Annotated in this window: 23 protein-coding genes and 1 pseudogene; 10 read left to right on the top strand and 14 right to left on the bottom strand. The window is 69.1% G+C overall.

Annotated features, from left to right (window positions below; genetic code table 11):
- Positions 1 to 29: 29 nt before the first annotated feature.
- Genes ACIRRA_RS34275 through ACIRRA_RS34265 form a run of 3 tightly spaced genes read right to left on the bottom strand, consistent with a single transcriptional unit; the run spans position 30 to position 3,326 of the window.
- Complete coding sequence (locus ACIRRA_RS34275) at positions 30 to 2,411, bottom strand: ATP-binding cassette domain-containing protein (protein ID WP_402776847.1); 2,382 nt, start codon at positions 2,409 to 2,411, stop codon at positions 30 to 32.
- A gap of 46 nt (positions 2,412 to 2,457) precedes the next feature.
- Positions 2,458 to 2,871 (bottom strand): VOC family protein, encoded by a 414-nt coding sequence (locus tag ACIRRA_RS34270; protein WP_402776845.1) that lies wholly within the window; start codon positions 2,869 to 2,871, stop codon positions 2,458 to 2,460.
- A gap of 5 nt (positions 2,872 to 2,876) precedes the next feature.
- Positions 2,877 to 3,326 (bottom strand): helix-turn-helix transcriptional regulator, encoded by a 450-nt coding sequence (locus ACIRRA_RS34265; RefSeq protein ID WP_402776843.1) that lies wholly within the window; start codon positions 3,324 to 3,326, stop codon positions 2,877 to 2,879.
- Positions 3,327 to 3,524: 198 nt separating this feature from the next.
- Between ACIRRA_RS34265 and ACIRRA_RS34260 the strand changes: the two genes are divergently transcribed.
- Positions 3,525 to 4,544: an alpha/beta hydrolase gene (locus ACIRRA_RS34260; protein ID WP_402776841.1), complete on the top strand. Its 1,020-nt coding sequence runs from the start codon at positions 3,525 to 3,527 to the stop codon at positions 4,542 to 4,544.
- 62 nt (positions 4,545 to 4,606) lie between these two features.
- Here ACIRRA_RS34260 and ACIRRA_RS34255 read toward each other — a convergent pair whose 3' ends face one another.
- The 7 genes and pseudogenes from ACIRRA_RS34255 to ACIRRA_RS34225 all read right to left on the bottom strand — a co-directional run bounded on the left by ACIRRA_RS34255 (position 4,607) and on the right by ACIRRA_RS34225 (position 11,418).
- A complete protein-coding gene (locus ACIRRA_RS34255; RefSeq protein ID WP_402776839.1) occupies positions 4,607 to 5,506 on the bottom strand; it encodes a GNAT family N-acetyltransferase in 900 nt (299 codons plus the stop codon).
- Between the two features lie 59 nt (positions 5,507 to 5,565).
- The gene (locus tag ACIRRA_RS34250; RefSeq protein WP_402776837.1) at positions 5,566 to 6,675 is read right to left on the bottom strand and encodes a PrsW family intramembrane metalloprotease; all 1,110 of its coding nucleotides are present in this window, start codon (positions 6,673 to 6,675) and stop codon (positions 5,566 to 5,568) included.
- A gap of 162 nt (positions 6,676 to 6,837) precedes the next feature.
- Positions 6,838 to 7,407, bottom strand: coding sequence for a hypothetical protein (locus tag ACIRRA_RS34245; protein WP_402776835.1), 570 nt, complete (start codon positions 7,405 to 7,407; stop codon positions 6,838 to 6,840).
- A 176-nt stretch (positions 7,408 to 7,583) separates the two neighbouring features.
- Positions 7,584 to 8,660: a polyprenyl synthetase family protein gene (locus ACIRRA_RS34240; protein WP_402776833.1), complete on the bottom strand. Its 1,077-nt coding sequence runs from the start codon at positions 8,658 to 8,660 to the stop codon at positions 7,584 to 7,586.
- Positions 8,657 to 8,779: pseudogene (locus ACIRRA_RS34235) on the bottom strand (4-hydroxy-3-methylbut-2-en-1-yl diphosphate synthase); the annotation flags it as partial. The pseudogene ACIRRA_RS34235 and the gene ACIRRA_RS34240, both read right to left, overlap by 4 nt.
- Positions 8,780 to 8,799: 20 nt before the next feature.
- Positions 8,800 to 9,825, bottom strand: a complete 1,026-nt coding sequence (locus tag ACIRRA_RS34230) for a polyprenyl synthetase family protein (RefSeq protein WP_402776831.1) — start codon at positions 9,823 to 9,825, stop codon at positions 8,800 to 8,802.
- Between the two features lie 744 nt (positions 9,826 to 10,569).
- Complete coding sequence (locus tag ACIRRA_RS34225) at positions 10,570 to 11,418, bottom strand: lysophospholipid acyltransferase family protein (RefSeq protein WP_402776829.1); 849 nt, start codon at positions 11,416 to 11,418, stop codon at positions 10,570 to 10,572.
- A 174-nt stretch (positions 11,419 to 11,592) separates the two neighbouring features.
- On the opposite strand from ACIRRA_RS34225, the gene ACIRRA_RS34220 reads away from it, so the two are divergent.
- On the top strand, positions 11,593 to 12,162 hold the full coding sequence (locus ACIRRA_RS34220) for a hypothetical protein (RefSeq protein WP_402776827.1): 570 nt from the start codon (positions 11,593 to 11,595) through the stop codon (positions 12,160 to 12,162).
- Here the strand turns inward: ACIRRA_RS34220 and ACIRRA_RS34215 are convergent.
- Both ACIRRA_RS34215 and ACIRRA_RS34210 read right to left on the bottom strand, forming a co-directional pair.
- The gene (locus tag ACIRRA_RS34215) at positions 12,117 to 12,884 is read right to left on the bottom strand and encodes an ABC transporter permease (protein WP_402776825.1); all 768 of its coding nucleotides are present in this window, start codon (positions 12,882 to 12,884) and stop codon (positions 12,117 to 12,119) included. The genes ACIRRA_RS34220 and ACIRRA_RS34215 overlap by 46 nt on opposite strands.
- A complete protein-coding gene (locus ACIRRA_RS34210) occupies positions 12,884 to 13,834 on the bottom strand; it encodes an ATP-binding cassette domain-containing protein (RefSeq protein WP_402776823.1) in 951 nt (316 codons plus the stop codon). The genes ACIRRA_RS34215 and ACIRRA_RS34210 overlap by 1 nt, the downstream gene beginning before the upstream one ends.
- Positions 13,835 to 13,938: 104 nt before the next feature.
- On the opposite strand from ACIRRA_RS34210, the gene ACIRRA_RS34205 reads away from it, so the two are divergent.
- Together ACIRRA_RS34205 and ACIRRA_RS34200 are read left to right on the top strand one after the other, a co-directional pair.
- The gene (locus ACIRRA_RS34205) at positions 13,939 to 14,670 is read left to right on the top strand and encodes a TetR/AcrR family transcriptional regulator (RefSeq protein WP_402776821.1); all 732 of its coding nucleotides are present in this window, start codon (positions 13,939 to 13,941) and stop codon (positions 14,668 to 14,670) included.
- Between the two features lie 213 nt (positions 14,671 to 14,883).
- Positions 14,884 to 15,165, top strand: coding sequence for a hypothetical protein (locus ACIRRA_RS34200; RefSeq protein ID WP_402776819.1), 282 nt, complete (start codon positions 14,884 to 14,886; stop codon positions 15,163 to 15,165).
- Here ACIRRA_RS34200 and ACIRRA_RS34195 read toward each other — a convergent pair.
- Positions 15,131 to 16,243, bottom strand: coding sequence for an MFS transporter (locus ACIRRA_RS34195; protein ID WP_402776817.1), 1,113 nt, complete (start codon positions 16,241 to 16,243; stop codon positions 15,131 to 15,133). The genes ACIRRA_RS34200 and ACIRRA_RS34195 overlap by 35 nt on opposite strands.
- Between ACIRRA_RS34195 and ACIRRA_RS34190 the strand changes: the two genes are divergently transcribed.
- From ACIRRA_RS34190 to ACIRRA_RS34180, 3 genes are all read left to right on the top strand, one after another.
- Entirely contained in the window at positions 16,242 to 16,691 is a 450-nt protein-coding gene (locus ACIRRA_RS34190) for a hypothetical protein (RefSeq protein ID WP_402776815.1), read from the top strand. The genes ACIRRA_RS34195 and ACIRRA_RS34190 overlap by 2 nt on opposite strands.
- A gap of 19 nt (positions 16,692 to 16,710) precedes the next feature.
- On the top strand, positions 16,711 to 17,616 hold the full coding sequence (locus ACIRRA_RS34185) for a LysR family transcriptional regulator (protein WP_402776813.1): 906 nt from the start codon (positions 16,711 to 16,713) through the stop codon (positions 17,614 to 17,616).
- Between the two features lie 65 nt (positions 17,617 to 17,681).
- The gene (locus tag ACIRRA_RS34180; protein WP_402776811.1) at positions 17,682 to 18,947 is read left to right on the top strand and encodes a hypothetical protein; all 1,266 of its coding nucleotides are present in this window, start codon (positions 17,682 to 17,684) and stop codon (positions 18,945 to 18,947) included.
- On the opposite strand, the gene ACIRRA_RS34175 is transcribed toward ACIRRA_RS34180, so the two are convergent.
- Positions 18,944 to 21,217, bottom strand: a complete 2,274-nt coding sequence (locus ACIRRA_RS34175; RefSeq protein WP_402776809.1) for a bifunctional serine/threonine-protein kinase/ABC transporter substrate-binding protein — start codon at positions 21,215 to 21,217, stop codon at positions 18,944 to 18,946. The genes ACIRRA_RS34180 and ACIRRA_RS34175 overlap by 4 nt on opposite strands.
- Before the next feature lie 754 nt (positions 21,218 to 21,971).
- On the opposite strand from ACIRRA_RS34175, the gene ACIRRA_RS34170 reads away from it, so the two are divergent.
- The 3 genes from ACIRRA_RS34170 (at position 21,972) to scpB (ending at position 24,894) form a co-directional block, all read left to right on the top strand.
- Complete coding sequence (locus ACIRRA_RS34170; protein WP_402776990.1) at positions 21,972 to 22,868, top strand: ParA family protein; 897 nt, start codon at positions 21,972 to 21,974, stop codon at positions 22,866 to 22,868.
- A gap of 83 nt (positions 22,869 to 22,951) precedes the next feature.
- A complete protein-coding gene (locus ACIRRA_RS34165) occupies positions 22,952 to 23,830 on the top strand; it encodes a segregation and condensation protein A (RefSeq protein ID WP_402776988.1) in 879 nt (292 codons plus the stop codon).
- A 293-nt stretch (positions 23,831 to 24,123) separates the two neighbouring features.
- A complete protein-coding gene (gene scpB / locus ACIRRA_RS34160) occupies positions 24,124 to 24,894 on the top strand; it encodes an SMC-Scp complex subunit ScpB (protein ID WP_402776986.1) in 771 nt (256 codons plus the stop codon).
- Positions 24,895 to 24,896: the final 2 nt, after the last annotated feature.

The raw sequence follows: 24,896 nt of genomic DNA, 5'->3' as shown, positions 1-24,896 counted from the left end.
GGGTTCGGGTTTTTCCTCGGGGTCGGTTCTCAGGCACCGACATACGCGGCGAGGTGCTGACCGGTCAGCGTCGAGCGCGCGGCCACCAGATCGGCGGGGGTGCCCTCGAAGACGATCCGGCCGCCATCGTGACCGGCACCCGGACCCAGATCGACGATCCAGTCGGCGTGTGCCATGACGGCCTGGTGATGCTCGATGACGATGACCGATTTGCCGGAATCCACCAGGCGGTCCAGCAATCCGAGCAGGTTCTCCACATCGGCCAGGTGCAGACCGGTGGTCGGCTCGTCGAGCACGTACACGCCGCCCTTGTCCCCCATGTGGGTGGCCAGCTTCAGCCGCTGCCGCTCACCGCCGGACAGCGTGGTCAGCGGCTGGCCCAGGCTCAGGTAGCCGAGACCGACATCGTCGAGGTGCTGCAGGATCTTGTGCGCGGCAGGGATTTTCGCCTCCCCGTCCGCGAAGAACCCGAGGGCCTCGCTGATCGGCATGGCCAGCACCTCGCTGATATCGCGCCCACCGAGCTGGTATTCGAGCACCGCCGCCTGGAAACGCTTGCCGTCGCACTCCTCACAGACGGTGGCCACGCCGGCCATCATGGCCAGGTCGGTGTAGATCACGCCCGCGCCGTTGCAGGTCGGGCACGCGCCCTCCGAATTCGCGCTGAACAGTGCAGGTTTCACGCCATTGGCCTTGGCGAACGCCTTGCGGATCGGCTCGAGCAGGCCGGTGTAGGTGGCCGGATTGCTGCGCCGCGAACCCTTGATCGCGCCCTGGTCGATGGACACCACACCGTCACCGGCCGGAATCGACCCGTGCACCAGCGAACTCTTGCCCGAGCCCGCGACACCGGTGATGACCACCAGCACGCCCAGCGGGATGTCGACGTCCACCTTCTGCAGGTTGTTGGCCGTCGCGCCGCGGATCTCCAACGCCGCCTTCGACTTCCGGACCGAGTCCTTGAGCGCGGCCCGGTCGTCGAAGTGGCGGCCGGTGATGGTGCCGCTGCTGCGGAGCCCGTCGACGGTGCCCTCGAAGCAGATCTCGCCACCGCCGGAACCCGCGGCGGGGCCGATGTCCACGATGTGGTCGGCGATGGTGATGGTCTCCGGCTTGTGCTCGACCACCAGCACGGTATTGCCCTTGTCCCGCAACCGCAGCAGCAGATCGTTCATGCGCTGGATGTCGTGCGGGTGCAGGCCGACGGTCGGCTCGTCGAAGACATAGGTGACATCGGTGAGCGCCGAACCCAGATGCCGAATCATCTTGACGCGCTGCGCCTCTCCGCCCGACAGCGTGCCCGAGGCACGGTCCAGGCCCAGATAGCCCAGCCCGATCTCGACGAACGAGTCCAGCACCTGCCGCAGCGATTCCAGCAGCGGCGCGACCGACGGCTCGTCCAGCCCGCGCACCCAGTCGGCCAGATCACTGATCTGCATGGCGCAGGCGTCGGCGATGCTGATCTCGCGGATCTTCGAGGACCTGGCCAACTCGCTGAGCCGGGTGCCGTCGCAGTCGGGGCAGATCTGGAAGGTGACCGCGCGCTCGACGAACGCGCGCACGTGAGGCTGCAGCGAGTCGATGTCCTTGGACAGCATGGACTTACGGATCTTGGGGATCAGCCCCTCGTAGGTCAGGTTGATGCCCTCGACCTTGATCTTGGTCGGTTCCCGGTAGAGCAGGTCGGCGAGCTCGCGCTTGTTGTACTTCTTGATCGGCTTGTCCGGGTCGAAGTAGCCGCTGCCGATGAAGATCCGCCCGTACCAGCCGTCCATGCTGTAGCCGGGAATGGTGAACGGGCCCTCGTTGAGCGACTTGCTGTCGTCGTAGAGCTGAGTCAGATCGATGTCGTTGACCGCGCCGCGGCCCTCGCAGCGCGGGCACATGCCGCCGGTCACCGAGAAGCTGCGCCGCTCCTTGACCTGCTTGCCGCCCTTCTCCACGGTCACCGCGCCCGCACCGCTGATGGAGGCGACATTGAACGAGAACGCCTGCGGCGAGCCGATATGCGGCTGCCCGAGGCGGCTGAACAGGATGCGCAGCATGGCGTTGGCGTCGGTGGCGGTACCGACGGTGGAGCGCGGATCCCCGCCCATGCGTTGCTGGTCCACGCTGATCGCGGTGGTCAGGCCCTCGAGCACGTCCACCTCGGGACGGGCCAGCGTCGGCATGAACCCCTGCACGAAGGCGCTGTAGGTCTCGTTGATCAGCCGCTGGGATTCGGCGGCGATGGTGTCGAAGACCAGCGAGCTCTTGCCCGAACCGGATACGCCCGTGAACACCGTGAGCCGGCGCTTGGGCAGATCGACGGAGACGTCCTTGAGGTTGTTCACCCGCGCGCCGACCACCCGGATCAGGTCGTGGGCGTCGGCGGCGGGCAGGGCTGGCTGCGGGGACTTGCTCGGGGCCATGCGTGTCTCCATCTGTGCGGGCGTACCGGTGGGGCAGAAGAGCGGGTCAGGAAGCCTGCTGGATACGAACCAGATTGCCCGCGGGGTCCCGGACGGCGAAATCACGCACACCGTAGGGCTGATCGGTCGGCTCCTGGACGATCTCGACCGCGTCGCTGGCCTGCAGCTTCTCGAAGGCGGCGTCGACGTCCGCCGAGGCCAGCAGGATGCCGCCGTAGGTGCCCTTGGCCATCATCTCCACGATGAGCTTGCGCTCGTCCTCGGTGATGCCCGGATCCACGGCCGGCGGGTGCAACACGATGGAGGTCCCGGGCTGATCGGCGGGGCCGACCGTGAGCCAGCGCAACCCGTTGTAGCCGACATCCTTGCGGAGTTCGAAGCCGAGCGCGTCGCGGTAGAAGGCCAGCGCGGCATCGGCGTCATTGTGCGGGAGGAAGCTCGCTGCAATGGTGATATCCATGTCGGTCAGGCTAGTTGCGAGGCGCTTGCCCGGGCTTCTCGATTCCTGATCGGTCGGGTCACCTGCTTCTCGACGCAGGAGGGCATGCCCTCGGGGGCATCGGCCATCTGCTGCTTGTACACGCTGGGCGGCACCCCGACCAGCTCGGTGAAGCGGGTGCTGAAGGTGCCCAGCGAGGAGCAACCGACCGCGAAGCAGATCTCGGTGACGCTCAGATCCCCGCGCCGCAGCAACGCCATGGCCCGTTCGATGCGCCGCGTCATCAGGTAGGCGTACACCGATTCGCCGTAGGCGGCGCGGAACTGCCGGCTCAGATGCCCGGCGGAGATGTGCGCGTCGCGCGCGAGGGCCTCGACATCCAGCGGCTGCGCGTACTCCCGGTCGATGCGGTCCCGCACGCGCCGCAGCCGCGCCAGATCACGCAGACGCTGTTCCTCGTCGGGTTTGCCGGTCACCAGTCGATGGTCGCACGCTGGGCGAATACTGTCGCGACGGCGTACCCGGCTAATTGGGGCTATCCTGCAAACGTTTTGTCAGGTAACAGTTTTGCCTTGACACAAGACATAGCGTGTCGGGGGATCCGGATCGGCCGGGGCCCCGGCACGGATCGACGATGAGGCCGACGTGGCCCGAGGACTGGAATCAGCTGTTCGATGAAGCTCTCTGCACTACGTAATAGGACCGCCCTGCGGACCGCCGCCGTCGCGCTCACCGCCGCGTTGTCGGTGGCCCTGGCCACCGGCACCGGCTCGGCCGACCCGGACAAACCCTCGGCCATCAGCTCCATCCAGAAGGATGGACGGACCTGGCACCTGAAGGTCTACTCCGCGGCCATGGGCCAGGACATTCCCGTGGACGTGCAACGTCCGGCCGACGAGTCGCAGGCCGCGCCGAACCTGTACATGCTCAACGGCCTCGATGGCGGCCTGGGCACCGCCAGCTGGAACGCCCAGACCAATGCCCTCGGCTTCCTGGCCGACAAGCAGGTCAATGTGATCCAGCCGATCGGTGGCCGCGGCAGCTATTACACCGACTGGATCAAGGACGACCCGCAGCTCGGGCGCAACAAGTGGACGACCTTCTTCACCCAGGAACTGCCGCCGCTGCTCGATGCCGCGCTCGGATCCACCGGCCTCAATGCCCTGGCCGGCCTGTCCACCTCCGGCACGTCGGTGCTGCAGCTGGCCGAGGCCCAGCCCGGTCTGTGGAAGTCGGTGGCCGCCTACAGCGGGTGCGCGCAGATCGCCGACCCGATGGGCAAGCAGTTCCTCAAGTTCGCCGTGGAGACCTGGGCGGGCGGCAAGACCGAGAACATGTACGGACCCGACGACAGCCCGCTGTGGGCCGCCAACGACCCGGTCATCAATGCCGAGAAGCTGCGCGGCACCCAGCTCTACATCTCCAGCGGCAGCGGCATCCCGCTGATGAAGGACGTCGAGTACTACACCAAGTCCGCTCCCGGCCCGCAGGGTGACATCAACCTGGCGCTGGGCATGATCATCGAGGGCGGCGTCAACGCCTGCACCCACAACCTCAAGGACAAGCTGGACTCGATCAATATCCCGGCGACCTACCAGTTCGACCCGGTGGGCACCCACTACTGGCCGTACTGGGAGACCGCCCTGCACGACTCGTGGCCGTTGCTGGCCTCGGGTATGGGCATTCCCGCCTGAGTCACAGTTCGCGAGCGCCGCATGCCGTCGATCGGCATGCGGCGCTTCTGTTTTCCGGGAAACTACGCCTTGTCCGGGTTCGCCGTCGGGGTGGCGGGGTCGGGGACGCTCATCGGTGAGCGGGCGATGCGGCCGCCGAGGCGTTCGTTGACCGTGAAGCCGAGGTGGCGGCACCAGGCGGCGAGGATGGGGACCGCGGAGTCGTCGTCACGGAAGGTCGGCACCAGCTGGCCGACGATGTAGAGGTGGTGGGCGTCGGCGGCGCGACACAGGTGCTGCAGGACGGCGGTGCCCAGGCCGGTGCCGCGCAGTTCCGGATTCACCGTGATGTTGTCGAGCTTGATGGTGTCGGCGTAGATGTCGAACACCACCTCGACCAGCGGATCGGCGCGGCGCAGGGATTCGATGTCGAAGGGCACCGGTCTCAGCACGCCGGGCAGGTGGTCGGACAGCCGTTGCCGCGCGGCCTCGTCGGGGGCGGTGCGGGTGACGGCCAGCACCTCCTCGGTGAGGCCGGCGACCACGGCGCGGTCGCCGACCGCGGCCATGGGCCGGGCCTCCTCGGTGGCGCGGGCCAGGGCGGGCAGTCGACGGGCCCAGTGCGGGGCATCGTCGCCGTAGCGCTGCGTGAGGTCGGCGAGGGTGTCCTCGAGGCAGAAGGGCGTGCCGAGGCTGCGCACGAAGGCGCCCGACAGCACGCCCCAGCGGTGGTCGTCGGCGCCGACGCCGTGCACGGCCAGTTCGCGGACCAGGGCGTCGCGGCGGGCGGTGGCGCGGGCGACCGGGGAGCCGGGCAGCTGCTGCAGCCAGCGCTGCCAGCCGGTCAGATTGGCGCGAATACGGGTGGTGGCGATATCAGCGCTCGCGTCGAGATAGTTGCACAGCGCTTGCTGTCTGCGCTCCAACAGCTCCCCCACCCGCTCTCGCCCGGGCTCGATGGGCGGCGTCCAACCCTCACTCATACTGACTCACGCTAGCGTCCAGCTGACTATGCACTGGTCACCGGCACGCAGAAATTGCACTACCAGCCGTAACGCGCATGCGCGTCACCGGGGATGCCGCCCGGCCCGGGCCCGTATCCCTGGGGTAGCGGAGTTTGCTGTGGCGCAACCGAATCCAGATCCGTGACCCGGTTCAGCAGCTGGCGCTCGTAGGCCAGAGCCTGCGTGCGCGACCATCCGGTCGAATGGCGCAGCGCGGCACGGGCTTTGCGGCGGCGGTGGTAAGTGAGCAGGGGCGCCAGCCCGGCCTCGGTGCCGATGGTGCGGGCGGCCGGACGGGCGATGAGCGCCCGGAACCACCGCCGCTCGGTGGTCAGCACCCAGGCGTAGGCGACGGCGAAGATGACCAGGTCGATGAGGATGGGCAGGTAGGTCGTCAACAGCGCCGGACCGGGCGGGCGCGGGGCGTCGAAGAGGACATGCATGGTGGAGGCCAGCCCGTAGAACAGCGCGAAAACGCCCAGCCGCCAGGCCCACGACCGATCGGTGCGGCTGATCAGCAGCACGATGCCGACACCGGCCAGCGCCGACATGGCCCAGTGCGAGGTCAGTGCGGTGAAAAGCCGCAGCACCGCCACCAGGATCACGTCCACCGCCGGATCCTGCGGGGAGGACAGTGCGGTCTGGGTGCTGTAGAGGCAGTCCTCGGCGATCTGCGCCCCCAGCCCGACCGCCGCGCCGAGCAGCAGGCCGTGCATGGGCCGGGTCAGCCGGCCCCGGAACAGCAACGCGACCACGGCGATGCCGATGGCCTTGATGTACTCCTCGTCGATGGGCGCGGTGATGGCGGCGCTCCAGTTGACGGCGAAGGAGTCGCCGAACAGGTTGGTGATGGCGCGGCTGAGGTGGTCGTTGGCCCACATGGCCAGCCCGGTCCACACCGTCGCGCCCCAGATCGCGCCCATCACCATGGGGGCGACCAGGTGGCGGCGGGCCCGGAAAGGATCCAGCGCGAACAGGATTCGCCCGATGACCAGCAGGGTGAGGGCGGTAATGGGCAGGGCGGCCAGGGCGGCCGCGCCCGCGAACCACACCTGCCCGGCGGCCTGCAGCACGAACAGCAGCGGCCCGGCCATCACGGCCAGGCAGTACACCCAGAACAGCAGCGATCGCGGCTGGAACCAGCTCATGCTGCATCCTTTCCGGCCTGAGCGGAGCCCTCCATGGTTACGCTTCGCAAGCGCAGGGAGGTGGAGCGGCGCCTCCGGGCTTGACCGCTCATGCTGCATCCTTTCCGGCCTGAGCGGAGCCCTCCATGGTTACGCTTCGCTGCCGCCTCCGGGCTTGACCGCTCATGCCTCGACCGCCTTGCTCGAGTTCAGCACGTCCGCGATCATCCGGAGTCCGGCTTCGCGGGTGGATCCGGTGGCCGTGACAGTCACGCCCACGTCTCCGCTGTTGGCCACCGCGCACACTCCGCCCGTGGTGTCGGGCAGCACGCAGGTGAGCCCGTGGAAGTCGCCGACCTCCACCGCTCCCCCGTCGAAGAGCACGGTGACCCCGGCCGCGCGCAGCGGCAGCAGCATGCGCGGGGCGGCGGTGGCGAAGTCGGTGATGCCGTCGACCACCGACACCGACACCCGCTGGTCGCCGCTGTCGGAGGTCAGGACGGCGATGGATCCGTCGCCGGTGGCGCGCCGCCGCATCTGCTCGGGCGCCAGGAAGACGACGGCGTTGGCGGCATTCGCACCGCCGTGTACGGCGGCGATCCCGCTCGCGGTGATCTTGATACTGGTCCCCGCCGCCACCTCGGTCTCGCGGACCGGTACCGCCGACGACAGCAGGGGCGGCACCACGAGGGCCACCGCCAACGCCCCCACCGCCCCGATCGCGGGGACTACCGAATGCACAAGGCGCACCATGCTTTCCACCCTCTCGGCTCCCTGAGGCAACGCCGGGGAGAGCGGATGCGTTCCGGACGCCCGGGTCGGGGTCCGGGCAGTCGCCCGCCCGGCGCTTGCCGCGAGTTAACCACATCGCTGGGCGGGAGCGGGGTCGCAGCGCCGGGCGGGCCCCGGGGTGTGACCCGGGAGCGCGGCTAGGAGGTGCGCGCGATGACGGCGTCGGCGATGCTGCGCAGCCCGGACACCGCGGCGGGCGGGAACGGGGCGTGTGCGAGAGTCCGCTGCACGAGCAGCCAGCGCTCGCGGATCATCCGTTCCACCGTGGGACGCGCTGTGGCACTGAGGATCTCACGACAGAGTTCGGCCCCGCGCGGGTCCAGTCCGGCATTGCCGACCAGGGCGTCGAGCCGGGCACGCTGCTCGGGGCTCGCGTGTCGCAGGGCGAGCGCGAGCAGAACGGTGTGCTTACCCTCGCGGAGGTCGTCGCTATTGGATTTGCCGGTCAGCGCCGGGTCGCCGTAGACCCCGAGCAGGTCGTCCTGGAGCTGGAACGCCTCGCCGAGCGGCCGCCCGTAGGACGAGAGCGCCCGCGCCACTTCGGGTCCGGCCCCGGCCAGCGCCGCGCCCAGTTGCAGCGGCCGTTCCACGGTGTAGGCCGCGGTCTTGTACCGGATGATCTCGAGCGCCCGGTCCAGGTCGCGGGTGGGGCGGCCGGTGGTGAGCAGATCGAGGTACTGGCCGTAGTTCACCTCGGTGCGCATGGCGTCGAGAATCGGTGCGGCAGCGGCGGTCTGGGCCGCCGAGAGCCCCGCGGTATGCAGCAGTTCCTGTGACCACACCAGCCCGAAGTCGCCGATGAGCAGGGCGGCGTGGGTGCCGAAGCGGGCGGCGGCCGGGCGGTCGCCGCGGGCGCCCTCGGCCACGGCCCGGTGCACGGTGGGCCGGTCGCGGCGGGTGGCACTGTCGTCGATGATGTCGTCGTGGATGAGCACGGCGGCATGGAACAGCTCGACCGCGGCGGCCACCCGCACCACGGAGTCGGGCAGCTCACCGCCGCCGCCCGAGTACCAGCCGAGCACGCAGAACAGCGGCCGGATCCGTTTGCCGCCCGCGAACAGGAACGAGCGCACCGCGTCGACCACGTCGGCGGGCAGTCCAGCGGTGGCCGCGGATTCGGCCTTGTCGCCGAGGAATTCGTAGAGCGCGGCCTCGACCCGCACCCGCATGGCGTTGCGGTCCAGCGGCGCTAGGGCGATCGTGGGGGTACTCACAGGGCGTCCTCCGATCCGGTGTTCTCGATGAGGGCGACCGCTTCGGCGAGCAGCGCCTCGACGATCTGGTGTTCGGCCACGGTCCGCACCACGCGGCCGCGAACGAAGATCTGCCCCTTGCAGGGAAGCCTCTCCTTTGTCACTTGTTCCGATGGTCGACGAGCTGAGCGAGGGCGCGGAGATCACCGCACCCGGGCCGGTCCGGCAGTGCGGCCACCGCCGCGCGTATGCGCTGCCGCGCCAGCAGTTCGGCACCGCGCCGACCACCCGCCTGCTCGACGAGCGTTGCGGCGCTGTCGATCTCGTCGGCGGAGAGCGGTGTGGTCGTATCGAAGAACCGTTTCAGCGCCCGCCCGGCATCGGTATCGGACTCCAGCGCCAGCACGATCGGCAGTGATCGTTTGCGCCGGGCCAGATCCCCGGCCGGCTTGCCGCTGTGCGCGGGATCGCCCCAGATGCCGAGGAGGTCGTCGCCGGCCTGGAACGCCACCCCGAGGTTCCGTCCGAAATACTCGAAGATGGTGACGGTTTCGGCATTCGCGCCCGCGCTCAGCGCGCCGAGCGCGCACGCGCAGCCGAACAGGGCTCCGGTCTTGCCCATCGCCATGCGCTCCCACCCGGCGGCGGTGGCCTGGGCGGCCCCTGCGTGGCAGTCCTCGTGCTGGCCGCGGCACATCTCGGTGACCGTGGTCTCGAGCCGGTCGATGGCGGCGATGGCGGTGGCCGGGGGCAGCACCGCCGCAAGGACATTCACCGCCAGCGCGTGCAGAGCGTCGCCGAGCAGCACCGCGCCCGGAACGCCCCAGACCTTCCACACGGTGGGGCGGCCGTGGCGCACGGCGTCGAGGTCCATGACGTCGTCGTGGAGCAGGGTGAAATTGTGGATCAACTCGACCGCGGCGGCCGTGCCGACGGCCTCGTCGGAGAGGCCGTCGCAGGCGAGGGCGGCGGAGGTGGCCAGTGCGGGCCGCAGCAGCTTGCCGGAGGCGCCGTGGGTGGTGGCGCCGTGCTCGTCACACCAGCCGAAGTGGTATCCGGCCATGCGCTGCATGGGTTCCGGCAGGGACAGCACCGCGTCGCGCAGTAGCGGTTCGAGCACGGTCCGGGCGCGAGCCAGAATGTCGGCGGGGCGGTGCACGGGGGGAACGAGAGCGGTCACGATCATAGAGACGCTTCTTTCGGTGTGCGAACGGAATTCGGCTCACATGGTCGGCGTAGGCGCGCCGACTCACCGAGAACGCGGCCAATCCTGAAATTCGGTCGCGTGCTCGAGAACAACCACCAGATTGTGTAGCTCGCCGTCGAATTCGACCTCCTTCTGATACGAGAGCGGTCCGCGCCGAATCGGTGCCGGGATGGGCTCAGGGTTACAGCAGCCCATAGTTGCGTCTGTTGGATACCTTCCGCTCCAGATTTCGATCACGGACCTCGGGGCGGTCTCAGTGGCGCGCCTCCAGTTCGCGGTGGTCGTGCTGGAAGTCGCCTCCGACTTCGCCGCGAACAGCCTTGGGACACAGGCGGGCTCGCGCCCCCGGAAATCTCCCGAAACTCGCAACCCCGACCATGTTCCGACTACTCCCTGCGCGCATTCGAATCCACGCGATGTCGCCGCGAGCTCCGTGATCAAACCGTGCGGTCGAAAATGATGTACGCCAATGCGTTTCAGCGCTGCGCCAGGAGTGCGCAGTCCCGATCCCGTTAGCCTTCAGCCAATGAGCGAAATACGACCTGAACCGAGAAAAGTGTAATACGCACCATCGCCGACGGTAAAGCGTTACCGCTCAGCATCGTCGCCGACACACCCGGATGCGGGATGCGAATGCCGGGTGCGACGTCGAGATTCGCACCCGGCATCCGCCTCTGGCTCATACGACGAAATCCGCTGTCCCCCTATAGCAGAGCGGTCCGGCTACAGGAGATCGGCCAGGCCCTTCAGCGGCCCGGGCAGCCCGGCCACATGCTTCTTGATCCCAGCGGCCACCGGGTTCGGCGTCTCGGCGCGCAGCCGGTCCAGCTCGGTCTGCATGGTCCGGACGGACCGGGTGTAGTACTCGTCGACCAGGTCAGCGTCCTCCGGATCGCCCGGCTCGACCGACCAGTCCAGCGCGGGCAGGAAACTGACGGTCACGGAGGCGGGCAGCGGCAGCTGCGGCAGGATCGGCGCGACGCCGAACGGCAGGCCGAGGGTGTACGGAAACACCTTGGCGCGCACCAGCTTGTCGAGCTGCAGCAGCCGTGCAGTGCGTTCACCGCGGCTGAGCACGAAGATGGAGTCGTGGCCGCCATTCGCGACCGCGGGGATCACCGGGACACCCATCTCGAGGGCGAGCCGCACGAAGCCCTTGCGCTCGGCGAAGTCGATCTTGCCGCGATCGGTCCACGGGCGGCACGCCTCCCAGTCGCCGCCGGGGTACACCATCACCGCGCCGCCGTCCTTGAGTCCCTTGGCCGCCGACTCGCGCGAGGCCGCGATGACGCCGAACTGGCGCAGGCTGTCGCCGAGAATCGGTGCGCGCAAAAGGATGTCGTGCGCGACGCCATAGCTGGGCTCGTCCGGGCGGTGTTCCAGCATGGCCATGAAGGTGATCCACACCTCGGGGGCCCAGTAGATGGACGAGTGGTTGCCGATGACCAGGGCCGCGCCGGACGCGGGCAGATTCTCCAGCCCGGTGACCGTCGGGGTGAAGTAGTCGGTATAGGCCCGCGCCAGGGGCAGCAGCGGGTGGTTCGGGTCGGGAATTACCTTGGTTTCGGTCATGAGCCATTCCTGTCGATTGCTTTGCCGGGGACGGGCGGCACGCAACGACACCCCACGTCGTCGAACAACGTCGAGTCGAATTGAATTGCCCCCGGGTCACATCCCCATTGATAGCTCCGACGGCCGCGCATGCGCGGTCCGGTTCAGCGTACGGACGTCGCTGCGTTGCGACAGATGCCCGTCACCGTCCTCCTGCCCCACCGACGTTATCAAACCCAAGCGTTTGCTTGGCAGAGAGTGTGCGAATCCCAACATTCATCTGATTCAGAACGAAATCCTTACGCGGCGCTGCTTGCCCGGCGGCGCGCTCGAATCGACCATGGCGGGAGTGCCGCGGACACGACGTTCACAGCGAGGGCGATTCGGGTAGCGGCGATTCGGAAGGATGTGCCGATCATGGTGACGATAGCTGGCCCGGCCGGCCACCTGGAGGCGATCCTGCTGGCCACGGGCTCGGTGCCGGACCAGGTTCCGGACTACAGCCGCACCGAGATCTGGATCGGCACGGCCATCCTGCTGCTCACCCTGGTGGCGGTGCTGATCGCGATACTGCGCCGGCGCTGGACGGCCCGCGCGATCCCGGCTGCACGGCAGGCCGCGCAGGGCACCGAGATTCTCGGTGCCCTGCTTTCTCGTTCCGTCAGACCGGAATCATACGAACTTTCATGCCAAGATGCGCATATCAGCGTATATGTATCTCAATGTGCCGGCCGGCGACGGAACAGCGCACCCGCGCCCAGATAGCCGGCCAGGGCGATGCCCGCACACCAGGCCAGTGCGGTCGGCGCGGAGTTCCCCACCGGGGTATCCATGAGCAGCCCGCGCACCGTCTCGGCGATCGAGGTGACCGGCTGATGCTGGGCGAAGCCGCGCAGCCAGCTCGGCAGCGTGTGAGTCGGTACGAACGCGCTGCTGACGTAGGGCAGAAACATGAAGATGAACATGAACCCGTTGGCCGCTTCGGGATTGGAGGCCAGCAGGCCCAGGGCGGCGGCCGCCCAGGACAGCGCCAGCACGAAACACGCCAGCATGCCCGCCACCGCGAGCCAGCGCAGCGGATTCGCGGTCGGCCGGAAGCCGATCGCCACCGCCACCAGCACCACCAGCCCGGTCGTGAGCAGATTGCGCAGCACGCTTTCCAGCACGTGCCCGGTCAGGACCGCGCTGCGGGAGACCGCCATGGCCCGGAACCGGTCCACGATGCCGCTGTGCAGGTCGGTGGCCACCGCCACCGCCGTGGCGCCCGAGCCGAAACCCGCGCACAGCAGCAGGATTCCGGGCACCACATAGTCGATATAGGAGCCGCCGACATTCATCGCGCCGCCGAAGACGTAGACGAACATCAGCAAGATGGTCACCGGCACCGCGATGGTCATGATCATGGTGTCCGGGCTGCGCAGGGTATGGCGCAGATTGCGGCCGACCATGGTGGCGGAGTCCTGGACGGAGTACACGAGAGTGCGCATCACGCAGCGCCTTTCACGGTGGCACCGGTCAGCGCGAAGAAGACGTCGTCGAGATCCGGTGTGTGGATGGCCAATTCGCCGATCGCCACGGCATGGTCGTCGAGATGGTCGAGCAGCTTGCGGATATCGCCGACGCTGCCGTCCGAGGGCACCCGCAGCGCCAGCTGCTCGGTATCCGGTTCCGCCCCGGGCAGGGCCCGCGCGGCCGCCGCCAGGCCGTGCTCGTCGGCGAAGCCGAGTCGCAGGTGGCCGCCCGGCGCCAGCCGTTTCAGCTCCGCCGCGCTGCCCTCGGCGGCAATGCGCCCGGCGTCGAGAACCGCGATGCGGTCGGCCAATTGGTCGGCCTCCTCCAGATACTGGGTGGTGAGGAAGATGGTCACGCCGTCGGCCACCAGGCCCCGGATCACCCGCCACAGCTCGCGGCGGCTGCGCGGATCCAGGCCGGTGGTGGGCTCGTCGAGGAAGACGATGCGCGGCCGCCCCATCAGGCCCATGGCGATGTCGAGGCGGCGGCGCATACCGCCGGAATAGGAGCCCGCGCGCTTGCCCGCCGCATCGGTGAGATCGAACTGCTCGAGCAATCGTGCTGTGCGTCTGCCGGTTTCGCTGGAACCCAGATGCAGCAACCGACCCATGAGGCGCAGATTCTCGGCGCCGGTGAGGGTCTCGTCCACCGCCGCGAACTGCCCGGTGACGCCGATGGCCGCGCGCACCGCGTCCGGTTCGCGCACAGTATCGTGCCCGCCCACCCGCACCTGCCCCGCATCGGGCCGGTTCAGCGTGGTGAGGATGCGCACCACGGTGGTCTTGCCCGCGCCGTTCGGACCGAGCAGGGCGAACACCGTGCCGGCCGGCACGGTCACATCGATGCCGCGTAGCACGGGCTGATCGCCGAAGGATTTGGTGAGGCCGGTGATCGCGATGGCGGGCTCGGGTCTGGATGTGGCCATGGAGGGACTCCGATCAAAAACTGTATATGGCGTACATTTTGTTTATAGACTACACAGTTTCTGAGATGGCGCAAGATGGAGACGGAACGACGACAGGAGGTCAAATGAAGGGGCCCGACGAACGAGTCCTGCCCAAGGCGGTGAAGCTGCTATGGGATCTCGACGACGCAGGCAGCCGCGGACCCAAGCGCGGACTGAGCCTCGATCAGATCCTCGACACCGCCGTGCGGGTCGCCGACGCCGAGGGCTATGCCGCGCTGTCGATGGCCCGAGTCGCCAAGGAGCTCGGGTTCACCACGATGTCGCTCTACCGGTACGTCGACAGCAAGGACACCCTCGTCGAGCTGCTGCACGACCGCATCTTCGACGTGACGCCGGACCTGCCGGCCGACGGCTGGCGGGCCGGGCTGGAAGCTTGGGCCTGGGCCGAATTCCACGCCATCCGCGCCCACGACTGGTGGCTGGACATCCCCATGACCTCGCCCCCGCTGGGCCCGAACAATATGGCCTGGCTCGAGGCGGGCATGCGCGTGCTATCCGGTCTCGACCTCGCCGAACCGCTCAAACTGCAACTGCTGGTGAACCTTTCGATCTACGTCATCGGGCGCACCCGATTCCTGCGCGACACCATCCAGCAGGACGAGCACGACCAGGACTTCACCGCCATCCTGACCGCGGTGCTCGACCCCGGGCGCTTCCCCATCGTCAGTGCCGCCCTCGCCAACCGCGCCTTCGACACCGACGACATGAACTGGGAGGAAGCCGATTTCAGCTTCGCCCTGGATCGGTTGCTGGACGGTTACCAGGTCTTCATCGACAGCCACACCGGGGTCTGATTCCGGTCGCCGCCGGATTGCGCTGAGCGGGAACCGCATAAATCCATGTCAACCAGGCGTAAACATCGTGCAAATGGGCCCGCTACCGCTTGACCGGCCCCGCACCGAGCCCGACCATGGCCTCATGAGGCCCGCACGGCCGGTGCGGGCGGCTCGCGTTACGACGCGATGAGAGATAGACGCATCGTCGTCCGCTGCGAGGAGGTGAGGGTCATGGCCGTTGTCGCCTGGGCGCGTTCCGCCACTGTCCTGCCCACGCTGGCGGCCGGAGCCATGGTTCTCGTCCTGGCCGGGCTGACCACTGCTTTCGTCTACCTTGCGGTGCCCGCCGTGGCCGGTCCGGCCCAGCGCGCACCCGCGCCCATCGAGGTCCACACCGCTCCCCCGGCGGTGCTGCCGCTGTGCACCGAGGTCACCGAGGACAGTCCGAATCCGGCATGCGCGGGCACGGATACCGACATCAGTGCCGACCCCGCGCCGGTCGACCAGCCGTGAACAGCGAGACCAGCAGCAGCGCGGCGAGCCCGAAAAGCGCTGCCACACAGGCCACCAGGCCGGCCCAGCCGCCTGCCGCGTAGGCGATCCCGGCCGCGCTGCCGACCACCGCGCTGCCCAGGTAGTACGCGAACATATAGAGAGACGATGCCGCGCCGCGATTTTCGGCCAGCGTGCCCACCCATGCGCTGGCCGTGGTGTGCGCGGCGAAGAACCCGGTGGTGAACAGCACGATGCCGATCAGCACCGTGGTCAGGTGATCGGGGATGGTGATCAGCGCACCGAGGGCCATCAACGCCACCGCGGCGGTGAGGACCCCCGCGTGGCCGCGGCGGTCGGCGAGCCTGCCGGTGTACGCGGAGGCGACCGTCCCGGCGAGGTACAGCACGAACACCGATCCGGCCAGGGCCGTGGGCAATTCGAACGGGCGATGAATCAGGCGGTAACCCAGGAAGTTGTAGACCGACACGAAGCTGCCCATCAGCAGGAACGCCAGACCGAACAGCGCGACCAGGCCGCGATGCCGCAGCTGCGCCGCGAGATCACCGGCCATGGTGCCGAATCCGGCCGGGCGCGCGGCGAATCCGCGCGAGGGCGGCAGGGTGCGCGCGAACCAGACCGTGCACACCGCGGCGGCCAGCGAGACCGCCAGCTCCGCCCAGCGCCACGAGGTCAGCCCGAGGGCGAGCGAGGGAATCAACCGGCCCGCCAGCCCGCCGATGGTGGTCCCGGCGATATAGACGCCCATGGCCGCGCCGAGTCCGGCCGCCCCGATCTCCTCGGCCAGGTACGCCATGGCCACCGCGGGCACGCCCGCCAGCGCGACGCCCTGCACGGCCCGCACCGCCAGCAGGGTGTCGAGGGTCGGGCACAGCGGCAGCAGCAGACCGAGCGCCGAGGCCACCACCGCCGATCCGATCATCACCCTGGTGCGGCCGATCCGCGCGGACAGCGCACCCGCGGGAATGATGGCCAGCGCAAGAAAACCTGTGGTCAGTGAGACGGCCAGGGCCGCGTGCGCGGGCGGGACCGAGAAGGCGGCCGACAGGCTCGGCAGCAGCGACTGGGTGGAGTACATGGCCGCGAACGTGGTCAGCCCGGCCGCGAAAAGGGCTGCGGTGACCCGCTTCTCGTGTGCGTACCGTGACTGGTCGGGCCCGGCGGTACTGGCCGGCCCCGGCGCAGAGGTACTGATCGGCCCCGCCGCTGCCGGACTGATCGGCCCCGCCGCTGCCGCGCTGATCGGTCCCGGCGCTGCCGGACTGATCGGTTGCGGCGTCGCCGCGCTGATCGGCCCCGCCGCTGCCGCGCTGATCGGCCCCGGCGCCGCCGGACTGATCGGTTGCGGCGTCGCCGCGCTGATCGGTCCCGGCATCGCCGTACCGGTCGGCCCTGACGCGGTGGTGCTGGTCGTCCCTTGCACGGTAGTCATCGGATCCTCTCGGTACGGGGGCGCGGGATCCAGGGTGCGACGCTGGCACTTAGAACGGAAATGCATGATGATGTGGATGCCCATGCTCTGCTGACATATAGCGAGGAGGCGGCGTGCTCGGCGCAGATCTGGAGTGGTTCACGACACTCGCCGAAACGGAGAATGTCAGCGCGGCCGCCGACCGGCTGCACCTGGCCCAGCCCACGCTGTCGCGCATGCTCGCCCGGCTCGAGAAGCGGCTCGGGACACCGCTGTTCGACCGGCACGGCAAGCGCATCCGGCTCAACGACTACGGCCGCCTCTACTACGAGCACGCCCGCCGCGCCCGCGCCGAACTGCACGCCGGGGAGCAGGCCGTCGCCGACCGCATCAATCCGGCCAAGGGGGTGGTCCGGCTGTCGTTCCTGCATTCCTTCGGCAGCCGGCTGGCCCCGCAGCTGATCGGCGAATTCCGGCGCGGCTCGGGGCGGGTCGCCTTCACGCTGTATCAGGGCGCGGCCGAGGTCATCACCCGGCAGGTGCTCGACGGCGAGGCCGATCTGGCACTGGTGTCGCCGCGGCCCGGCGAGCCCGGCATCGGGTGGCACACCCTGCTGAATCAGCCGCTGGTGCTTGCGGTTCCGGCCGACCACCGGCTGGCCGCGCCGTCCGCCAAGAGCGGGCAGCGGCCGATCCGGCTGACCGAGCTGGCCGACGCCGAATTCATCACCATGCACCCGGGATTCGGCATGCGGCGGATCTTCGACGAACTGTGCGCGGCAGCCGGGATCCGGCCGCGCATCGTCTTCGAGTCCAGTGATCTGGTGACGGTCTCCGGGCTGGTCGCGGCCGGGCTCGGCGTCGCACTGGTGCCCGCCGAGGAACCGATGCCGCCGGGGCTGGCCGTCGTTCCGCTCGCCGACGCGGGCGCGTCCCGCGATGTCGGATTGATCTGGTCGGCGACCGCCGCGCCGTCGGAGGCGGTGCGGCGGTTCCGCGATTTCGCTGCCGACTGGGCGGCCCGCCGCCACCCCCGGTGAATGCGCGCGCTGTTACGGTGACTGGACGGTAACTGACCTGTTGCTTCAGACCTTGGGAGCCGCCCGTGCAGCGGTATCGCGCAACCCTCGACACGGTGGGCGGGTGCGCCGCCTCCGCGATCGCGGGCCTGGCCCTCATGGTGCCCATCGACACCGGGTGCGCCGCCGAATCGTCCGCGCTGCAGATGACGCTGCTGAGCGTGACCGTGCCCCGGGCCACCGCCGTGGGCGTGATCATCGCGGTGCTGGCCGCAGTGTGCGTGCGCATGTTCGGCACCCGCACCGCCTGGGGCACCGCGACGGTCGCGACACTGATTCTGGTCATCAACCACCTGCTGGTGCATGCCACCTCCGCGAGCCTGGCCACCGCCAACTTCGTCGATTCGATCGCGGCGGGCGTGCTGCTCGGCGCGGCCGGGGCGGCGGCGCTCGAATCCCGGCCGCCCGCAATCGGATTCCTGCTCGGGGCGCTCATCGGCGTCACGGTGGGCGACCACATCGCGACCATCGCCGCCGAGGAGGGGACCAAGTCGCTGCTCGAACGCGCCTTCGTGGATCTGCCGCCGTACTGGCTCACCGCACCGACGATGGGATTGCTGGCCGTATGCTTCACCCTCTCCCCACGCGCGGGGTTGGCGTCCTACTCCACCGCGTTGAACCTGCCGTTCGCGCCGGTGCTCGCCGCGGCCGTGGCGGTCACCACCATCGACGTGGTGTCGGAGCGGCTCACCACGGCGACGAGCGGCACCGCGGTCATCGTGGCCGGAACGCTCGCGGTGCTCGCGGCGGCGGTGATCGCCGCGCTGCTGCTGCCCGAGCGCGACGGCACCCTCACCCTGCTCGCGGTGGCGCTCGCGGCCACCGGCAGCGCGATCGCCATTGCGGCCCAGGCGCACTGGAAGCTCGCGCCGATACTGACGGTCATGGCGCTCGGCCTGGCGGCGGGTCTGCGGCACCAGGCGCCGGTCGTCGCCGCGGCCGCGATCGTCGCCCTCGGGGTGTTCGCGCTGCTGGCTCCCGGCACACGGCACGATGATTCGTGGACCGCGCTGATCGGCAGCTGCGCCCTCGCCGCGCTGGCCGGGTACAGTTTCGGCGCGGTCACCACCCGCGGCACGGCCGGGACCGTGCTGGCGATCGGCCTGCTGTTCATTCCGACCGCCGTGCTCGCGCTGGAATTCCGCGGCTGCGACACGCTCCCTCTGCATCCCAAACAGGCCGTCGGATCGGGTGACCGCGCCGCCTGGATGGCCATCGCCCTCGGGGCCGGATGCCTGGCCGCCGTCATCGCGCTGCGACACCTGCGGCCCGAGCGGGTCGAGCAGGATTAGGAGATCCGGTACAGCCAGATCCGGGGATCGGCGAGTTCACCGGTCGCGCCCCAGCCGTACGAGTGGGCGATGCCGTCGCCGTTGTAGACGCGCAGGTAAGCCCGCAGTTCCGTGCGGCCCGCGTGCCCGGACACGATGCCCCGCAACACGATCGCGGTCAGGTCGTAGGCCTCGGCAGCATACGCGGTCGGGGCGGAACCGGTGGCGGACCGGTAGTCGCCAACGAAGCGTTCGGTGGCGGCGCCGCACTGGCAGGCCACCAGGGTGCCGGTGGCCGCCGGACCCGCGAGGGTCCTGAAGCCCGGGTCGTAGCTGCCGTCGCCCAGCACGAAAGTCGCCGTGACACCGGCACTCCGGAGTTTGGTGAGCAGCGGGGCGGCAGTCGGCGGGTACCCGGCGTAGAACACCGCGTCCGGGTGCGCGCCGGCGATGGTGTTCACGGCGTCACCCGGATCGCCGTTCGGGTCCATGCTGACCTCGCACCCCGCGAGCGCGGCCGTGCCCAGCCCCGAGGTCACCGAGTCCGCGAGCGAGTCGCCGAAGCCGCCGCCGCTATCGCGCACCACGCAGACCCGGGAGAAGCGCGCGGTGTTCGCCAGATACCGGCCCAGCGCCGGTCCCTCCGCATTGTCGTTGGCCAGGCCGCGGAAGAAGCCGGACCAACCCGACTGCGCCAGTAGCGGATTCGTCGCCGCGGGGGTGAGAAATGACAGCCCGGCGGCGTCGAACGTCTGGCCCGCCGCGACCACCTCGCGGGACAGGGCGGGACCGATCACCGCGACGATCGAGGTGTCCGCGGCGATCTTCTCGGCGATCTGCGCCGCCGTCGTCTGGCTGCCCGCGGTGTCGAACTCCCGGACGGTGACCGGACAGGCCTTGCTCCCACCCTGGACGAACTGGTCGACGGCCAGCTTTACGGCGTCGATCACCGTGCGGCCCAGGGCAACATCGGTATCGGCGCCCGTCAGGGGCACTGCGGCAGCGATGGCGACCGGCTTGCACGGCAGCCGGCCGTCGTTCGCGGGGTCCTCTACCGAGACGGGGTAGGCGACCTTGTCACCGAGAGCGTCGATCTGGGTGAGCGGCACGAAACCCGGGTACACGGCGGCGTACGGGCCGCCGGTGTTCGCCGGGGGCGTGTTCTTCGACGACCCGGAATCGTGTGTCGCCCAGACGATTCCGGCCGCCGTCGCGATCACGACGACCAGCGCGGCCGCACCGGCGGCGATCCAGCGTCCGCGCCTTCCGCTCCGGTTCGGCGTAGGAGCCGGAGGTGACGACGGCTCGTCCAGCACGGTGGCCTCGCCCGCCGGGGGCAGGGTGATGGTGGCCGACACGCTGCCGCTCGGTCCGGTCGTCGTCGCCCGGGCGCTCGCGAAGAGAGTCGTCACGGGGGATGCGGCGGCCACCTGCAGCGGCAGCATGGTGGACTCGGACTCGTCCGACAGTGCCTGCAGCGCAGCGTCGGCGAACGCACGGCAGGAGTCGAAGCGATCCTCCGGTCGTTTGGCCAGCCCGCGCGCCAGCACCGCGTCGAGGGCGGCGGGCAGCTCCGGTCGCCGGTCGGTGACCCGCGGCGCCGGATGCTGCAGGTGCCCCGCGATGACCGCCGCCGCGGTCTCCGCCTGGTACGGCGTCGATCCGGTGAGCAGCCGGAACAGTGTGCACGCCAGCGAATACTGATCCGAGCGGTGGTCGAGCGCGGCCCCGGACAGCTGCTCCGGCGACGCGTAGGTGATCGTCGCCGCCAGCATCCCGGTCCGGGTGATCTGCGCCGAGTCGTCGCGCAGTCGCCCGATCCCGAAGTCCGTCAGCAGAATCCGCCGATCCTGCCCCGGCACCGAGCGGGTCAGCAGAATATTGGCCGGCTTCACATCCCGGTGGATCACCCCCATCGAATGGGCGTAGTCCAGCGCTTTGGCGGTCTCGCCGATGATGTGGACCGCGTCGTGCGTGGGCAGTGTGAACGGGTCCAGCGCCGCCGCGTCCCCACCGTCCACGTACTGCATGGCGATCCACAACCGCCCGTCCTCGACCCCCCGATCGTGCACCGCAACGATATTCGGATGATCCAGCCGGGCCACCAGCTCGGCCTCCCGCTCGAACCGGAACCGGGTCTCCCGCTGCGACACCAACTCCCGCGCCAGCAGCTTGATCGCGACCAGCCGAGGCAATCGCGGATGCCGGGCCAGAAAAACGTCCCCCATCCCGCCCCCACCGAGCCGCCGCTCGATCAAATACCCGGCGAATTCCGTACCCGCAAACAACATTCGGCCCTTCGCACCCGCAACCTCCCCCGAACCATACCCGCTACACCCCGCAAGAGATCCGATCGACGGGCCCGCCCCACCCAGACCTCCGGGACAAGTGGCGAGAAGGACGCCGGCCGGCGCAACCGCGCCGCCCCTCCGCATCCTCGCCCGGCGAAGCGGTGGAGGCGGAGTTCGTCCCCGGCGAAGATGGATTTCGGAAGACTCCGGGTATCGACGGGTGGTGCAGCCGATCGACATGTTGGCCGAGTTCGGCCCGGTCCCAGGACATGGTCGGCTCGTGCCGCCGTGTCGCGTTCGGCGGCTCGGGGCCTTATCGTGGGCAGCTGCCGTCAGGGTCGATGGCGGATCACCCCGCGGGGGCGGGGTGTGGGCGGCGAAGGGGAGGCGGTTCACCTGGTAGGGATCGACTGAGCGGGAGCGGAATCGGGTGGGCCGGATCGGACAGGATTCGAGGAAACCCCCGCTGATCTCCCGCAGTCCTGGTGCATAGGCCGTAACCTGCTGTCCCACAAGCGAAGAATGCTCCTGACCGGACACCAGTCCGACCGAGGACACCCTTACCGGCCCTGAAGTGCAGGTTTAGGGTGCGTGTCCGAGCGTTGGTCTTGCGTGAACAGGCGGTAGCGTCTAGGAGGGACCCGGTCGCACACGCGGCCGGGCGCTTCGTCCACGGCAGGTCGGTGGACGGAGCAAGGGCAGGAACGTCGAAGGAGCAGCGGACGTGACGACTACCGGTGGTGCGGGCCAGCGGATCGAAACCGCCGCGCAAACACTGTGGGAGGCACCCGATGTGGTGTCCGACGGCAAGGAGGTCGGCCCCACCGGACGCCCGGTACGCGAGATTCCGGAACCCCACGAAGCCGATCACAGCGGACCCGCCCTGATCGTCGCCATGTGCAATCAGAAGGGCGGCGTCGGCAAGACCACCTCGACCATCAATCTCGGTGCGGCGCTGGCGGAATACGGACGCAAGGTGCTGCTGGTCGACCTGGATCCGCAGGGGGCGCTGTCGGCGGGACTCGGTGTGGCGCACCACGATCTGGACGTCACCGTGCACAACCTGCTCGTCGGCCCCGGCAAGGTCAATGTCGACGACGTGCTGATGAACACCAAGGTCGAGGGCATGGATCTGCTGCCCAGCAATATCGATCTGTCGGCCGCGGAGATCCAGCTCGTCAACGAGGTCGGCCGGGAGCAGACGCTGGGCCGCGCCATCGCGCCGCTGCGCGACCGCTACGACTACATCCTCATCGACTGCCAGCCCTCGCTGGGCCTGCTCACCGTGAACGCCCTGGCCTGTGCCGACGGCGTCATCATTCCCATGGAGTGCGAATACTTCTCGCTGCGCGGCCTGGCCCTGCTCAACGACACCGTGGAGAAGGTGCGGGACCGGCTGAATCCGGAACTGACCCTGTACGGCATCGTGGTCACCATGTTCGATGCCCGCCTATTGCATTCACGTCAGGTGATGACGCGCGTAGTCGAGGTGTTCGGCGACCTCGTGTACGACACCGTGATCTCGCGGACCGTCCGCTTCCCCGACGCCAGTGTCGCCGGTGAGCCCATCACCACCTGGGCGCCGAAATCCGGTGGCGCGGAAGCCTATCGGGCCATGGCCCGGGAAGTCATCCAACGGTCGGGCCGTTGAGCGATCCTCTCGATTCACCGTCCGAGCACGACCCGGCGGACGCGGATACAGCCCTGCCCGCCGGAGATCCGGACTCGCCGGTCCTGGCCGACATCGCCGCCTCCGGCGGTAATGCCGTAGCACCGGACGATCAGGACGCGCCGGGCAAATTTCACCTGAAGCTCGCCAACTTCGAGGGCCCGTTCGACCTGCTGCTGCAGCTGATCAGCTCGCGCCGACTGGACGTCACCGAGATCGCGCTACACAAGGTCACCGACGAATTCATCTCCCACACCAAGGCGCTCACCGCCCGGCTCTCGGAAGAAAGAGGGCTGCGCGCGGACAAGGTCCTCGACCAGACCACCGAATTCCTGCTCATCGCGGCCACCCTGCTGGATCTGAAGGCGGCCCGGCTGCTCCCCTCCGGCGAGGTCTCCGACGAGGAGGACCTCGAACTCCTCGAAGCTCGCGACCTGCTCTTCGCGCGACTGTTGCAGTACCGCGCCTTCAAACAGGTCGCGGCCCTGCTGGGCGAGCTGGAGGCGGCGGCGCTGCAACGCTATCCGCGCGCGGTGTCACTGGAGGAGCGGTATCTCGCGCTGTTGCCGGAGGTTACGCTGGGGGTGGACGCCGCGGGGTTCGCCGAGGTCGCAGCCACCGCGTTCCGGCCGCGTCCGAAACCGAGGGTGGGGCTGGATCACATCCACGCCCATGCGATTTCGATCGCCGAACAGGCCGCGCTGGTGCTCGAGATGCTGAAAAGCCGTGGCGCGGGCGGCTGGACGACCTTCCATGAACTCTGCGCCGACTGCGAACTGCCGATCCAGATCGTGGCCCGCTTTCTCGCGCTGCTCGAGCTCTACCGGGGCAAGACCATCGAGTTCGATCAGCCCGACCCGCTGGGCCCGCTCTCCATCAGCTGGATCGGCGAGCTCGAAGACCAACCCGCCCAACCGGTGACGATTGAAGAGGATTACGGGTGACCGAGGTGCACAACTTGGGGGACGACGCGCAGGACCCGGCCGCCGCCAACCAGGCTGCGCCCCAACCGACCCTGGCCGAGCGGATCGTGGCCGAAGCGGCCGCGGCGGCGAAGGCCCGCGCGGCCGGGGCGGATGCCGCCGAGTCCGAGGCCGAGGTCGCCGAGCCCAGCGGTGGAAGCGTCGAAACACCGGCCGAGGTCGTCGAGGCCCCGGCGGAGGTCACGGTGCTCACCGACGAAGCGACCATGCTCGAGTCCGCCGCCACGGAGCCCGCGGCTGACGCGCCCGAGTCCGTGAACGACGGCCCGGCGTCCGTGGCTGATACCTCCCGGTCCCGCACCGGCGCTGGCGAGCCTGTGGCTGAAGTCACTCAACCTGGGGCGGAGGTCGTGGCGCCGGACGGGCCGGCTGTCGATCCGGAGGAGTTCGAGGACGAAGAGGCGCTGAGCGAGGACGAGTTCCGGTCGGCACTCGAGGCGATGCTGCTCGTGGTCGACGCACCCGCGCCGGTGGAACTGCTGGCCTCGGCGCTGCGGGATCATCCGATCCGGGTGGAGACCGCGCTCCGGGAGATGTCGGCGGAGTTGACCGCGCGGCGCAGTGGCATGGATCTCAGGTACGTGGGCGACGGGTGGCGTTACTACACGCGGACGGAATTCGCCCCCTATGTGGAACGTATGCTGTTGGACGGCGCACGGTCGAAGCTCACACGCGCCGCTTTGGAAACTCTGGCGGTGATCGCGTACCGTCAACCGGTTACCCGAGCACGCGTGAGTGCGGTGCGCGGTGTGAACGTGGATGGCGTGATCCGGACCCTGCTGGCGCGGGGCCTGATCGCGGAGGCCGGATCGGACCCGGAGACCAACGGCACTCTGTACATCACCACCGAGCTGTTCCTGGAACGGATCGGACTTGCGTCACTGGCGGATCTGCCGCCGCTGGCCCCACTGCTCCCGGGCGTCGATCTGATCGACGAGATCAACGAGAGCCTGGACACCGACCCCCGGTACACCAGGCTGAGGAAACCCGCCGAGGCCGATATCGACCTCGGCACCGATGACTGAAA

It is taken from the genome of Nocardia sp. NPDC101769, from assembly GCF_044766925.1.
Lineage (GTDB): Bacteria > Actinomycetota > Actinomycetes > Mycobacteriales > Mycobacteriaceae > Nocardia.
The sequence above is the reverse complement of the archived record's forward strand: the minus strand, read 5'-3'. Positions and strand labels throughout refer to the sequence as shown.

What these genes read in the sequence shown, in the direction of transcription:
- ACIRRA_RS34275 (WP_402776847.1), bottom strand. Translation starts at nt 2,411, where the DNA reads ATGGCCCCGAGCAAGTCCCCGCAGCCAGCCCTGCCCGCCGCCGACGCC.
- ACIRRA_RS34270 (WP_402776845.1), bottom strand. Translation starts at nt 2,871, where the DNA reads ATGGATATCACCATTGCAGCGAGCTTCCTCCCGCACAATGACGCCGAT.
- ACIRRA_RS34260 (WP_402776841.1), top strand. Translation starts at nt 3,525, where the DNA reads ATGAAGCTCTCTGCACTACGTAATAGGACCGCCCTGCGGACCGCCGCC.
- ACIRRA_RS34255 (WP_402776839.1), bottom strand. Translation starts at nt 5,506, where the DNA reads ATGAGTGAGGGTTGGACGCCGCCCATCGAGCCCGGGCGAGAGCGGGTG.
- ACIRRA_RS34250 (WP_402776837.1), bottom strand. Translation starts at nt 6,675, where the DNA reads ATGAGCTGGTTCCAGCCGCGATCGCTGCTGTTCTGGGTGTACTGCCTG.
- ACIRRA_RS34245 (WP_402776835.1), bottom strand. Translation starts at nt 7,407, where the DNA reads ATGGTGCGCCTTGTGCATTCGGTAGTCCCCGCGATCGGGGCGGTGGGG.
- ACIRRA_RS34230 (WP_402776831.1), bottom strand. Translation starts at nt 9,825, where the DNA reads ATGATCGTGACCGCTCTCGTTCCCCCCGTGCACCGCCCCGCCGACATT.
- ACIRRA_RS34225 (WP_402776829.1), bottom strand. Translation starts at nt 11,418, where the DNA reads ATGACCGAAACCAAGGTAATTCCCGACCCGAACCACCCGCTGCTGCCC.
- ACIRRA_RS34220 (WP_402776827.1), top strand. Translation starts at nt 11,593, where the DNA reads ATGCCCGTCACCGTCCTCCTGCCCCACCGACGTTATCAAACCCAAGCG.
- ACIRRA_RS34215 (WP_402776825.1), bottom strand. Translation starts at nt 12,884, where the DNA reads ATGCGCACTCTCGTGTACTCCGTCCAGGACTCCGCCACCATGGTCGGC.
- ACIRRA_RS34210 (WP_402776823.1), bottom strand. Translation starts at nt 13,834, where the DNA reads ATGGCCACATCCAGACCCGAGCCCGCCATCGCGATCACCGGCCTCACC.
- ACIRRA_RS34205 (WP_402776821.1), top strand. Translation starts at nt 13,939, where the DNA reads ATGAAGGGGCCCGACGAACGAGTCCTGCCCAAGGCGGTGAAGCTGCTA.
- ACIRRA_RS34200 (WP_402776819.1), top strand. Translation starts at nt 14,884, where the DNA reads ATGGCCGTTGTCGCCTGGGCGCGTTCCGCCACTGTCCTGCCCACGCTG.
- ACIRRA_RS34190 (WP_402776815.1), top strand. Translation starts at nt 16,242, where the DNA reads ATGGCCGCGAACGTGGTCAGCCCGGCCGCGAAAAGGGCTGCGGTGACC.
- ACIRRA_RS34195 (WP_402776817.1), bottom strand. Translation starts at nt 16,243, where the DNA reads ATGTACTCCACCCAGTCGCTGCTGCCGAGCCTGTCGGCCGCCTTCTCG.
- ACIRRA_RS34175 (WP_402776809.1), bottom strand. Translation starts at nt 21,217, where the DNA reads ATGTTGTTTGCGGGTACGGAATTCGCCGGGTATTTGATCGAGCGGCGG.